The sequence below is a fragment of the Kribbella sp. NPDC050281 genome, from assembly GCF_040655855.1.
In the GTDB taxonomy this organism is placed as follows: domain Bacteria; phylum Actinomycetota; class Actinomycetes; order Propionibacteriales; family Kribbellaceae; genus Kribbella.
In genome coordinates, this window is the sequence record NZ_JBFAKS010000001.1 from 265794 (window position 1) to 278361 (window position 12568).

Here is a 12568-nt window from a genome sequence, read left to right on the forward strand (position 1 = left end):
CAGGCGTGGTCGGTCGCCGTGGTGGGTTAGGTGGTCGGGAGGTTGGCGGCCAGCCACTGCGGGTCGGGGGCGACCAGCTGGATCACATCGAGCCAGGTCCCGGCGGGGTCGCGCACGAAGAAGTGACGCTGGCCGAAGACCTCGGTGACCGGCTGCGTCTCGAGCGGAACGCCCGCCTCTGTGAGCGCAGCGGCAACCTTGTCGGCGTCGTCGACGACAAACCCGAAGACATTCGTGCTCTCGGTCCGAGCGGACACGGCCGCCGGGACCGTCGCATGGCCGCGCTGACAGATGGCAAGCTCCCAGTCCGCCTCACCCCGGCGCACGGTGATGAACCAGCCGAGGTCGATCGCGATCTGCAGGTCGAAGTACTGCTGATAGAAGGCGGCGACCTCCGCCGGACGGTCGGTGACCACGGTCGCGCCGAATGCCGCGGGTTGCATACGCTCTCCTGACTACTACAGTTGTTGTTGTTATGTACGACAGTTGTAGTGGATACCTGCTAACCTGTCAACCATGCCCCGGAACCCGGAACGCCGTACTCAGCTCGCCGACGCAGGCCTCGCCGTCCTCGCCGAGGCCGGCGCCCGCGGCCTGACCCACCGAGCCGTCGACGCCGCGGCCGGACTCCCCGCCGGTACGGCGTCCAACTACTTCCGGACCCGTGATGCCTTGCTCGGCGCCCTCGGCGAGCGGATCTTCGAGCGGCTCGCGCCGGACGAAGCTGTGCTCGAACCGCTGGCGAACCGCGAGCCGACGATCGACCTGGTCGTCGACTACGTCCGGTACATCGTCGAGCGCCTCCTCGGCCGACCCGAACTCACGCTGGCCCTGTTCGAACTCCGCCTCGAAGCAGCCCGCCGGCCAGGACTGCACGAGATCCTGTCCCGCACGCTGAGGCAGGGCTTCGACGCCGACGTCTCGTTCCATGTCAACGCTGGACTGCCCGGCGGCGCCGAGGAGGTCCGCCTCCTCCACTTCGCCATCGACGGCCTCGCACTCGACCACCTGACCCCGGGAACAGGCCGCCCGTACGACGTCGACGCCGTCACCACCCGACTAGTCCGCCGCCTGGTCCGCGCGGACTGAGCGCGCCACTCCAAGCCGACGCGGACTGACCGCGCCACTCCTGGCCATTCGGCGGACTGAGAGCGCGCCGCTCCGACGAGCCAGCCAGTCGGCGGGACCGGTCGGTTGACCGGAGGATACCGAGTATGCATACTCAGTATCCATGTCGATCAAGCACGGTTTGCTGGCCCTGCTCCGCGAGGGGCCGAAGTACGGGTACCAGTTGCGCGGGGAGTTCGAAGCGGCGACCGGTGCGACCTGGCCGCTGAACATCGGGCAGGTCTACACGACCCTCACCCGGCTGGAGCGCGACGGGCTCGTCCGCGCCGCGTCCGGCGAGACCGAGGCGGACGGCCGGTCGATGTACGAGATCACCGATGCCGGTCAGGCCGAGCTGGCCAAGTGGTTCGAGACCCCAGTGACAAGGGAGTCGCGGCCACGCGACGAACTGGCCATCAAGCTGGCGCTCGCACTCTCGGTGCCGGGCGTGGACGTCAGTGCGGTCGTCCAGCGGCAACGCATGTCGACCATGCAGTCGCTGCAGGAGCTGACGCGGCTGAAGCGCGGCGGCGGTGAGATCTCCTGGCTGCTGGTGCTGGAGTCGATGATCTTCGGCGCCGAGGCGGAGATCCGCTGGCTCGACCACTGCGAGGCGATGCTGTTACGCCACAAGGCCGCCGGTACGGCGCGGGCCGCGAAGCCGAACACCACCGACGTACCGGGCCAACAGGAACACCACACGGGGGCCAAGAAATGAACGTCATTCTCGACATCCGGAATCTCACCAGAACCCACGGCCAGGGCGAGCAGGCCGTCCACGCACTGCGCGGTGTCGACCTGGCCGTGCCGGCCGGGGAACTCGTCGCGGTCATGGGTCCGTCCGGCTCCGGCAAGTCGTCGCTGCTCACGTGCGCCGGTGGCCTCGACCAACCCACCTCCGGCGAAGTCCTTGTCGACGGCAACGATCTCGCCACCCTGAGCCGCAACGCCGTCGCCGCCCTGCGCCGCCGCCGGATCGGCTACGTCTTCCAGGACTTCAACCTGATCCCCGCCCTCACCGCCGCCGAGAACGTCGCTCTCCCGCTCGAACTCGACGGCACCCGCTCCCGCACTGCCCACAAGTACGCCGAAGCAGCCCTCGCGGAGGTGGCCATCGGTGACCTGGCCGACCGATTTCCCGACGACATGTCCGGTGGCCAGCGCCAGCGCGTCGCGATCGCCCGCGCGATCGTCGGCGAACGCCGCCTCCTGCTCGCCGACGAACCCACCGGCGCTTTGGACTCCGAGACCGGCGAAGCGGTCCTCCAACTCCTCCGTGACCGCTGCGACCAGCACGGCATCGCCGGCGTCCTGGTCACCCACGACGCCCGCCACGCCGCCTGGGCCGACCGCGTCGTTTACCTGCGCGATGGCGTGCTGGTAGGCCAGTCCGGTCCGCTGTCCGACGCCGACGCGCTGCTGCAGGAGAGCCACTGATGGGCGGCTGGCGCCCTCCGTTGCGCATCGCCCGCCGTACTGCCAGGAAGTCGCTCGGCCGGACGTTCCTGGTCGCGGCGCTGATCGGCCTGCCGGTGCTCGCGGCAACCTGGATGGGCGTGATCTTCAAGACGTCCAGCCCGGAAGGCGAAACCCTCGCCAAGGTCACCGTCGGTCAGGCCGATGCGCAACTCACCGTGACTCAGTACGCCAAGCTCACAAAGCTGCCGGGCTCGCCCTTGCTGGAGATGGGCGAGCCGCCGCCGGCCGCTGGTGCCGAGGAACCGGTCCGCACGCCTGGCAGGTTCGATCCACTGCCACTGCTGCCGCCTGGGACCACGCTGGCCCGCCAGTTCACCGACAGCGGCACCGCGGAGATCCACGGCCGCGACTCGAAGACCTCCGTCAGCGTGGTCACCGGCGACGGCAAGAGCCCGCTGACCCAGGGCACCGTGAAGGTCGATCAAGGCCGGCTGCCCGCGACCGGGGACGAGATCGCGATCTCGCCGGCCCTCGCCGACCGCCTCGGTATCAGCGGCCCGACCGGCATGGTGGTGAGTGCGAGCGGTCAGAACTACACCGTGGTCGGGATCGCACGCAGGATGGCGCTCCAGGGCGCCGAGACGATCTTCGCAACCCCCGACACCGGGCTGACCACGCCTGATCCGACCATCTCCGTGAACTACCTGGTCAAGCTGCCCGCCGGTGCCGACCCGGACACGCTCGTGCCACAGCTCATCGACCACGGCATGCTGTTGTTGCCGAGAGCAAACATCGCCGACCCGCCGCCGAACCCCTACGGCACGGGCAGCACGGACATCGGCCCCTATGCCGCGATGGCCCTGATCATCGGCTTCGGTGTGCTCGAGATCGTCCTTCTCGCAGGTACGGCGTTCGCCGTCGGAGCCCGCCGGCAGACCAGGGAACTCGGACTGGTGATGGCGACCGGCGGTACTCCGCGCGACATCCGGCGGATCGTACTGATGCAAGGACTGTTCGCCGGTCTGGTCGGTGTGGTTGGCGGACTCGTCACCGCGGCCGTGCTGGTCCTCGCCGGCAAACCGCTGTGGGAGAAGCTGACCGGAGCGGTGTTCACTGCCTGGCAGGTCCCGTGGCTGAACGTCGGACTGATCGCACTGCTCGGCCTGGTAGCGGGACTGGCGGCGGCCGTTGTACCGGCGCGGAGTGCTAGCCGGCAGTCGCCCGTGTCCGCGCTCGCCGGCCGGTTCGCCGTGAGTGCGAAGCAAGCGCGGATCCGGAAGACTGCGGTCGTGCTGCTGGTGGCAGGTGTCGCGTGCGTGTTCATCGGCAGTGCCCTGATCGCGGCGGCGTTGCAGGAAGCGCAGCGAGCCGTGACACCGGAGGACCCGTACCGGGCCACGGTCACACCAACCGGTCCGATCGCTCTGGTGCTGCTGGGGATCACCGCGACCATCGCCGCACTGGTTTGGATGCTGCCGAGTCTGGTCGGGAAGTTCTCGCGGCTCGCACGCGTGCTACCGCTCAGCGCACGGCTCGCGGTCCGGGACGCCGCCAGGCACCGGCACCGTACTGGTCCGGCGACGGCCGCGATCATGATGGCCGTGGCTGGAACAGCGGCAGTCGCCTTCGCAGGATCCAACGCGATCGCGGCCGAGGCGAAGACCTACACGGCGGACGCACACTTCGGCGACGCATCGATCCGCTTCGACACCGGCGGTACGGACTCGGTGCAGTACTCCAGCAGTACGGTCGACCGCGTCGGTGCACTGCTGCCGGTCCGGCACCAGTACGAACTCGGCACGGTTTCGTTGCCCGAGGCAAAGGCCAACGAGTACGGCTACATCCCGCAACTCTACGCCGCCAGCGGGCAGGCCGAGGGATCCACGTCGTACGGCCTGCTCGCGGTCGACCCGGCGTACATCGCCCGCTTCGGCGAGTACGGCGCCAAGGCCGCCGCGGAACTGCGGGCCGGGAAGGTGATCCTCCCGCTCGGCACGCTCAGTCCTGGACAGAAGACTGAGCTGAGCAGCGAAGGCGAGTCCGGGCAGGAGCAGATCGTCGGCACCCTCGTCGCGGCGTACGCCGGTATGCCGCCAAGGGTCAGCTACCTGCAGCAGAGCGCCCTGATCAGCCAGGACGCGGCGCGCAAGCTGGGCAAGATCTCGGTGTACCAGGTCCACTACGAGCTGACCCGGGAGCCCACCAAGGCCGAACTGGGCGCAGTCGCGAGGTTCCTGGGCAGCGACGAGATCCTGCAGGTCGAGCGTGGCTACCAGAGTCCCGCGCGGCTCTTCCTGCTCGGCATCCTCGGGGCCGCGACTGTGGTGACGCTGCTCGGCGTCGCGATCTCGGTGTCGCTATCCGCTGCCGAAGGACGAGCGGATCTCGCCACGCTGGCCGCGATCGGTGCACAGCCGCGCCGACGGCGGAACCTGGCGGCAGCACAGGCCTGGGTGCTCGGTCAGCTCGGCTGCGTGCTGGGTGTCGGCGTCGGCGCGCTCTACGGCTACACGGCGCACGCTGCGTTCGGTTCACCGCACTTCATGGTGCCCTGGGCGGAACTCGGCGGCATCGTGATCGCCGTACCGCTGTTCGCCGGATTGCTCGCCTGGCTGATGACGCGTTCGCGCCTCCCCATGGTCAGCCGGATCGACTAGCCCGGCGCTAGGGGCAGGAAACGGGGGACAGCGGTGTATTTGTGACCCTCCATCGGCCGCAAGCACACCGCTGGTAGACCACCAGGCCGTCGCTGACCTGATGGGAGGACACCACGCTCCAGTGGTGGCGATGGACATCGATTCTGGTCGTCATGCGTCCATCGTGATGTAATGCCATTATGCATCTCAACCCTTACGGCGCCGATGCGGTCCTGCTGGCGGTCAACCTCGTCATCCGGCCGGCGACCACCCCCGAGGAATTGGCCGAGCGCTGCGAGGAGAGCGGTGTCGAGAACCGCCTGGTTCGCGAGCGCCGCGTCACCGCCGCCGACCTGGCCGCCGTCCGGATCGCCCTGGACGAGTGGCTGGAGGTCGTGGACGCGACGGACGAGCAGAGTCGCGTCGGTCTGGTCAACGCGATGCTGGCCAAATACACCGAGCATCCGCGGCTCACCAACCACGCCGGCGACGGCTGGCACGTGCACTACCGGCCTGACAAGGTGCCGGTCGGACGCCTCGTCGCGACCCTGATCAGCACGGGTACGGCGCTCCACCTGGCGGGCCGCGGGATCAGTCGCCTGGGACGCTGTGCAACCGACGGATGCGAAAACGTGTACGCCGACCTGTCGCGGACCGGCCGGCAACGCTACTGCAGCCCCGCCTGCGCGAACCGGGACGCGGTCCGCCGGCACCGCGCCCGCACGTCCTAGGCAGCGCCGCGCCTCCTCGGCATCCAGCACTAGGATGGGGAAATGACCGAGAGCAGCGAGGGCCAGGAAGTTCCGATGGCCGGGGCACGGACCGAGGACGGCAAGGTGCTGATCGTCGGGCCGGACGGCATGGCCGTCGAGGGGCCGCCGCGCTCCGACAGCGACCGCGGCCACGACGAGCACGACGAAGCGCGGTCGGTGACCGAACTGGTCGAGCAGCCGGCCAAGGTGATGCGGGTCGCGAACATGATCCGCAACCTGCTCGAGGAGGTGAAGTCCGCACCGCTGGACGAAGCATCCCGGCAACGGCTGAAGTCGATCCACGAGGCCTCCATCAAGGAGCTCGAGAGCGGACTGGCGCCGGAGCTGGTCGACGAGCTGGAGCGCCTCAGCCTCGACTTCACCGACGACAGCGTGCCGACCGAGGCCGAGCTGCGGATCGCGCAGGCCCAGCTGGTCGGCTGGCTCGAGGGCCTGTTCCACGGCATCCAGACCGCCTTGTTCGCGCAGCAGATGGCAGCCCGGCAGCAGCTGGAGGGCATGCGTCGCGCACTGCCCGGCGGACAGCAGCTTCCCGCCGACGAGGCGCCCGGCTTCCCCGGTGCACCGCAGGCAGGCAGCACCGACGGCCCCGGCAGCGGCGGGATGTACCTGTAGTCCCTTGTGTCAAAGGGTGAAACAACTCAAGACCGGAACAATTCTTCGAGGACGGCGGCGACGCCGTCCTCGTCGTTTGCGGGGCACACCTTGTCCACCACCGCCAGTACGTCGGGATGCGCGTTGGCCACCCCGTACGACGTACCGGCCCACGCAAGCATCGGCAGATCGTTGAGCGAGTCACCGAAAGCGATCGACGCGGCCGCCGAAATCCCTTGCACAGCAGCGAAATCGGCGAGCATCGCGGCCTTCGACACCCCGTTCGCGGAGATCTCCACCAGGTTGGTGCCGCCGCTGTGGCTGGCGGTGACGCGAGTGCCGACCACCGGCGCGACCCGCGCGAGCAGTTCGTCGGAGTGCCAGCTCGGATGACGGACGAGCAGCTTCGCGGCCGGCTCGGACAGCAGCACCTCGACGGCCGCCACGAGTACATCGTCGGGCACCGGCCAGCGATTCACGTAGTTCGGTTCCTGTCCGTAACGGTCCGATCGCTCAATCGCGAACTCCACTTCGGGAATCTCGGCCCGGATCGCCTGCGCCACCTCGAGTGCGACGCCCGGATCGATCAACCGGGTCCGGATCGCCTTGCGCCGCACGACGTCGTACAGAATGGCGCCGTTGGCAACTATTGCGACTCCGTGATCGCCGACCAGGTCGGACAGGTCGTGCAGCCAGCGAGGTGGCCGGGCGGTGACCATCACGAAAACACTTCCGGCCTGCTGTGCCGCGAGCACCGCCGATCGGGTCCGGTCGGAGATCGTTCCGTCACTGCGCGCCAGCGTTCCGTCGAGGTCGGTGGCGATCAGCCGGGGCAGGCGGAGATGCTGGGATGCCGTCACCCGACCACCGTATCCGGTGGCCTCATTACTCCTCCGACCGCGTTCTGCGCAAGCGAATGGACGCCGGTTTCAGAGGTTTCTGACCAATCTGATTGAGCTTTTGACAACGTCACCAGACCGTTACGGCAGGATGCTGCAAAGGCAGCAAGTTCCCCTGCGCAGCCCCGAGGACGCGTGATTTCATGCGGTGTCTGGCGGGGAACCGGGGGCGATTCGGCCGCGTCGTACGTCTGTTCTGGATCAGCGCGACTGATGCCGCCCACCGACCCTGAAGCACACACAAACGCCGGGAACCGTTGCGGAATTGGCTGCAACCAAAACCACAGCGGCGGCGTCAACAGTTATGGATCGGTACGTCCTTACGGGACGACACGGTGGATCGGCAAACAGTTCGTCGGTCCATCAGTTAGTGGATCCACGTGATCGGGCGGCATTCATCGCTCGTTCATTCGGGTCCTGAAGACTTGGGGAGCCACGATGACCGTCAACAGCGCCAATCTAGCCGGGCCGGGGGGCACTAGCGCCCGAGCGGCTGTGGACATATCTTCCACCACGGAAGGGGCAACGACCGGATGCATCGCCCGGTCGGACATCTTCCAGCACCGCTTGATGGAAGAGCCGCCGCCCGCATCCGCCACCCGCCGCACCCGCGAGCGGTACGAACAGCTCGTCCGCGAGGCCAAGACCCTCTGTGCCTCGTGCCCGCTGTTCACCGACTGCTTGTACAGCGCAGTTGCCGAACACGATGTGAGCGGTTTCGTCGCCGGAACCACTGCTGTACAACGCCGTTCGATCCGGAACCTGCTCGACGTCGAGGTGCAGGCCGACGACTTCGACCAGCTCGCCGGGGCCCGCGGCACCCGCCGGCCGGTCAGCCACGAAGAGGTACTGCGGCTGCGTACGCAGTACCCCAACGACAGCCTGGAGTCCCTGGCCATGCGGCTGGGATGTTCGCTGTCGACGGTCAAGCGCCACCTGCGCCGCGCCCGCCGCGGCCAGAGCCCGGCCGCCAAGACGCCGCGCCCGCGCCCGCAGGTCAGCGCCGTGCTCGACGCCTTCGACACGGTGGTCGACCAGCAGCTCCAGCCGCGCCGGACCGGCGGCAGCCGAGTCGCCTGATCCGATCTTCGGCCCGCCAGCGGACGATCGGACACTGAACGCGAAGGCCCGGGAACCCTGTGCACACAGGGTTTCTGGGCCTTCCGGTTGCTTGCAGCGAGTTGCGCTTGTCAAGCCTTTCGATGCTGGGCGAAAGGGTCAGAACCAGCGGTTGAGGATCGCGGCGACGCCGTCGTCCTGCACCGACTTGGTCACCTCGTCGGCGGCCACCTTCACCTCGTCCGGCGATGACCCCATCGCGATCCCGCGGCCGGCGTACGTCAGCATCTCGATGTCGTTGCGTCCGTCCCCGATGGCAAGCAGGCCGTCCGGCTCCAGCCCGAGCTGCGCCAGCGCCACCTTCAGCCCGGTCGACTTGTCCACGCCTTCCGGCGCGATGTCGAGCCACGCGGTCCAGCCGACGAAGTAGCTGACACCGTGCAGACCGAGCCGTTCGGCGAGCTGGACGAAGTCCGCCTCGGACTGCTCCGGGTCGCGGATGATCAACCGGGTCACGGGCTCCGGCGCCAGCTCGTCGGCGCCGACGACGCGGATCTTCGCGCCGATCCCGAGGTCGCCGTCCGGGAACGGCGCGGTGACCAGGTAGCTGCCATCGTGCTCCTCGACGGCCATCCGGGCGTTCGGCGCGTACTTGCGCACCGACGCGATCACCGTCGTCGGGTCGAAAGTCCGCTCGTCCACCACGCGGCCGTCCGGGTACTGGAGTGTGCGCGCACCGTTGCTACAGACAACGAATCCGCCGGTGGGCAGACCGAACCGCTCGGCCACCGGACGGGTGGTCGACCAGGCCCGGCCGGTCGCCAGGATCACCGGAACCTGGGCGGCCGTCCGCCGGACCGCATCGACGACCGCCTCGGACAGCTGTTCGTCGTGGTCGATCAACGTCCCATCGATGTCCAGAGCAACTACTGTCGGCGCGGCGGCCACGGGCCGCGGGCCGTTTGTCATCTGCCCACCGGTTCGAGGACCTCACGGCCACCCAGGAATGGGCGCAGGGCGGTCGGCACCCGGACCGAGCCGTCGGCCAGCTGGTGCGTCTCCAGGATGGCGACGATCCAGCGGGTGGTGGCCAGCGTCCCGTTCAGCGTCGCGACCGGCTGCGTCTTGCCGTCGGCGTCGCGGTGGCGGATGTTCAGCCGGCGCGCCTGGAAGTCGGTGCAGTTCGACGTCGAGGTCAGCTCCCGGTACCGGCCCTGTGTCGGCACCCACGCCTCGCAGTCGAACTTCCGGTACGCCGAGATGCCGAGGTCACCGGTCGCGGTGTCGATCACCCGGTAGCACAGTTCCATCTTGTCGAGCATCTCCTTCTCCCAGCCGAGCAGCCGCTGGTGCTCGTCGGCGGCCTCGTCCAGGCTGCAGTAGGAGAACATCTCGACCTTGTCGAACTGGTGGACACGGATGATCCCGCGGGTGTCCTTCCCGTGCGACCCGGCTTCCTTGCGGTAGCACGACGACCAGCCGGCGTACCGGACCGGACCGTTGGACAGGTCGAGGATCTCGTCCATGTGGTACCCGGCCAGCGCGACCTCCGACGTACCGGTCAGGTACAGCTCCGGCTCGTCGAGCCGGTAGACGTCGTCGTGCGCCGACAGGTAGCCGGTGCCGCCCATCACCTCCGGCTTGACCAGCGTCGGCGTGATCATCGGGGTGAACCCGTACTCGACCGCCTGCTGGATGGCCAGCTGCAGCATGCCGAGCTGGAGCAGCATGCCGGCGCCCTTGAGGAAGTAGAACCGCGAGCCGGAGATCTTCGCGCCGCGTTCCATGTCGATCGCGCCGAGCAGTTCGCCCAGCTCGAGATGATCGCGGGGCTCGAAGCCCTCGGCGGCGAAGTCGCGCGGCTTGCCAACCTCCTCGACCAGGACGAAGTCGTCCTCGCCGCCGACCGGGGCCTCGTCGGAGACCAGGTTCGGCAGGGCGCGGGCGAGCTCGTCGAAGCGGTTCCCGGCCTCGTTCGCGGCGGCCTCGTTCGCCTTCACCTCGGCGGCCAGGGTCTTGGTGCGCTCCAGCAGGGCGGCCCGCTCGTCGCCCTTGGCCTGGGCGACCTGCTTGCCGAGGCCCTTCTGCTCGGCCCGGAGCGCCTCGAAGGCGGAGATGGACGATCGACGCTCACTGTCGGCGACCAGAATCTGGTCGACCAGGTCAGCACTCTCACCGCGCTTGGTCAGGGCCGCGCGCACGATATCGGGGTTCTCACGGAGCAGTTTCGCGTCAATCACACGACGAGGGTATCGGGGCGTGTCAGAACCGGCGAAGTCTATTCGGGATGATGTGGTGGCAACAGGTGATCATCGAGGGGGATTTGAGCGGGTCATGAGCCACCATCCACCCACTACCGTCGGCCGTGCGCTGACGGTCGTCCTGGGTGCGCTCCCGTTCACTGTGATCACCCTGCTGGTGGCCGGTCACTGGCCGCCACTGCTGCGCTGGGACGAGTCCACGGCCGCCCGGGCCGCCGCGTACGGCGCCGCCCACGAGAGCGTGGTCGACGTCTGGCAGGTGGTCGGTGCGGTGGTTCTGCCATGGACCTCGCGAGCAGTCCTCGTGGTCGTGGCGGCGTACCTCTGGCACCGGCGGGCTCGCCTGCTCACGGTCTGGCTGCTGACCTCCGCCGTCGCCGAACTGGTGCTGGTCCAGGTGTTCAGGGCGCTGGTCGAGCGGCCCCGGCCGGTGCCGATGCTGGCCGAGGCCGAAGGCTTCTCGTACGTGTCCGGTCACGCGACCGCCGCGTTCGTGATGGCCGGCGCGCTCGGCGTCGTCCTGCCCTCGGTGCGCGGGTGGCGGCGACGGTTCCGCTTGCTGGTGCTGCTGCCGGTCATCGCGGTGGTGTGGATCGCGTCCGCGGATCGGATCGCGCTGAACGTGCAGTTCGTGTCGGACGTCCTGGGCGGCTGGGCACTCGGCCTGGCGATCCTGACCGCCACCTCGATCGGCTTCGGGCTGCGGCCCGGACTCCGGCGACGCAGGCGTCGTACCCCGTCGGACGGCGACAGTACGACGACCCCGCCGCGGGCCGCCGTGATCGTGAACCCCATCAAGGTCGGCGATGGGGTGGCGTTCCGCCGGAAGGTGACCCGGGCGCTGGCGGTCCGCGGGTTCGACGACCCGCTGTGGCTGGAGACGCGGGTGGACGACGCCGGCAACGCGATGGCCAAGCGAGCGATCGAGAACGAGTCCGACCTGGTCCTGGTGGCCGGCGGCGACGGGACGGTCCGGGTGGTCTGCGCGGCGCTGGCGTACACCGGCACCCCGGTCGGGGTGATCCCGGCCGGCACCGGCAACCTGCTGGCCCGGAACCTGCACATCCCGCTCGACCTGGACGACGCGCTGGAGCGGATCCTGGAGGGCCGCGAGCGGCGGATCGACCTGGTCAAGGTGCGCGGTGACGAACTCGACACCGACCGGTTCGCGGTGATGGCCGGGCTGGGGCTGGACGCGGCGATCATCTCCGGCGCGCCGCCGCATCTGAAGGCGCAGATCGGCTGGACGGCGTACCTGGTGTCGGCGGCGAAGAACATCAACCACCCGTCGGTACGGGTGCAGCTCACGCTCGACGACGAGGAGCCGATCGAGCGGCGGGTGCGCACGGTGGTGATCGGTAACGTCGGCATGCTGCAGGCGAACATCCCCCTGCTCCCGGACGCCCGGCCGGACGACGGCCTGCTCGACGTGGTGGTGATCGCGCCGCGGCGGGTGACGCAGTGGCCGATCGTGCTCTGGCGGCTGATGACGCGGACGAACCGGACGGACATGTACCTGGAGCGGTTCACCGGGCGGAAGGTGGAGATCACCGCGGCGGTCGACGTACAGCGGCAACTGGACGGCGATCCGATCGGCCCCGGCCGGTCCCTGACCGCCGAGATCGAGCCCGGCGCGCTGCTCGCCCGCGTCCCGAAACGCCGCTGACGCGCCCCCGCCCCGCGCCACCTCACCCCGCCCCGCCCCGCGCCACCTCACCCCGCCCCGCCCCGCGCCACCTCGCGTCGCGCGGTGGGTTGACCCACGAGAGTGTGGGTTGGCCACCGGCGTACGGCTAGCCAACCCACAGGGTGGTGGGTCA

12 protein-coding genes are annotated in these 12568 nt (G+C 69.0%); 8 read left to right on the forward strand and 4 right to left on the reverse strand.

All coding sequences use genetic code 11. The features are described from left to right. Window positions 1–26: 26 nt before the first annotated feature. Entirely contained in the window at window positions 27–443 is a 417-nt protein-coding gene (locus AB0I34_RS01395) for a VOC family protein (protein WP_360437483.1), read from the reverse strand. 73 nt (window positions 444–516) lie between these two features. Here AB0I34_RS01395 and AB0I34_RS01400 point away from each other — a divergent pair, with 73 nt between their 5' ends. The 6 genes from AB0I34_RS01400 (at window position 517) to AB0I34_RS01425 (ending at window position 6550) form a co-directional block, all read left to right on the forward strand. Then, window positions 517–1089 (forward strand): TetR family transcriptional regulator, encoded by a 573-nt coding sequence (locus AB0I34_RS01400; protein ID WP_360437485.1) that lies wholly within the window; start codon window positions 517–519, stop codon window positions 1087–1089. 142 nt (window positions 1090–1231) lie between these two features. Beyond that, complete coding sequence (locus AB0I34_RS01405; protein ID WP_360437488.1) at window positions 1232–1825, forward strand: PadR family transcriptional regulator; 594 nt, start codon at window positions 1232–1234, stop codon at window positions 1823–1825. Further along, on the forward strand, window positions 1822–2544 hold the full coding sequence (locus tag AB0I34_RS01410; protein WP_360437491.1) for an ABC transporter ATP-binding protein: 723 nt from the start codon (window positions 1822–1824) through the stop codon (window positions 2542–2544). The genes AB0I34_RS01405 and AB0I34_RS01410 overlap by 4 nt, the downstream gene beginning before the upstream one ends. Beyond that, on the forward strand, window positions 2544–5183 hold the full coding sequence (locus AB0I34_RS01415; RefSeq protein ID WP_360437494.1) for an FtsX-like permease family protein: 2640 nt from the start codon (window positions 2544–2546) through the stop codon (window positions 5181–5183). Before AB0I34_RS01410 ends, AB0I34_RS01415 begins: the two co-directional genes overlap by 1 nt. 179 nt (window positions 5184–5362) lie before the next feature. Continuing rightward, window positions 5363–5893 carry a CGNR zinc finger domain-containing protein gene (locus AB0I34_RS01420; RefSeq protein WP_360437497.1) on the forward strand — a complete coding sequence of 177 codons (531 nt, stop codon included), beginning with the start codon at window positions 5363–5365 and terminating at the stop codon, window positions 5891–5893. Between the two features lie 42 nt (window positions 5894–5935). Next, complete coding sequence (locus AB0I34_RS01425) at window positions 5936–6550, forward strand: bacterial proteasome activator family protein (protein WP_360437500.1); 615 nt, start codon at window positions 5936–5938, stop codon at window positions 6548–6550. Between the two features lie 26 nt (window positions 6551–6576). On the opposite strand, the gene AB0I34_RS01430 is transcribed toward AB0I34_RS01425, so the two are convergent. Continuing rightward, window positions 6577–7389, reverse strand: coding sequence for an HAD family hydrolase (locus AB0I34_RS01430; protein WP_360437503.1), 813 nt, complete (start codon window positions 7387–7389; stop codon window positions 6577–6579). 609 nt (window positions 7390–7998) lie between these two features. On the opposite strand from AB0I34_RS01430, the gene AB0I34_RS01435 reads away from it, so the two are divergent. Beyond that, window positions 7999–8508 carry a WhiB family transcriptional regulator gene (locus AB0I34_RS01435; RefSeq protein WP_360437506.1) on the forward strand — a complete coding sequence of 170 codons (510 nt, stop codon included), beginning with the start codon at window positions 7999–8001 and terminating at the stop codon, window positions 8506–8508. Between the two features lie 138 nt (window positions 8509–8646). Here AB0I34_RS01435 and AB0I34_RS01440 read toward each other — a convergent pair whose 3' ends face one another. Further along, the gene (locus tag AB0I34_RS01440; RefSeq protein ID WP_360437509.1) at window positions 8647–9456 is read right to left on the reverse strand and encodes an HAD family hydrolase; all 810 of its coding nucleotides are present in this window, start codon (window positions 9454–9456) and stop codon (window positions 8647–8649) included. After that, on the reverse strand, window positions 9453–10727 hold the full coding sequence (gene serS, locus AB0I34_RS01445; protein ID WP_360437511.1) for a serine--tRNA ligase: 1275 nt from the start codon (window positions 10725–10727) through the stop codon (window positions 9453–9455). Before serS ends, AB0I34_RS01440 begins: the two co-directional genes overlap by 4 nt. Before the next feature lie 94 nt (window positions 10728–10821). Here serS and AB0I34_RS01450 point away from each other — a divergent pair, with 94 nt between their 5' ends. Continuing rightward, window positions 10822–12414: a diacylglycerol kinase family protein gene (locus tag AB0I34_RS01450; RefSeq protein ID WP_360437514.1), complete on the forward strand. Its 1593-nt coding sequence runs from the start codon at window positions 10822–10824 to the stop codon at window positions 12412–12414. The last annotated feature ends 154 nt before the right edge of the window (window positions 12415–12568 follow it).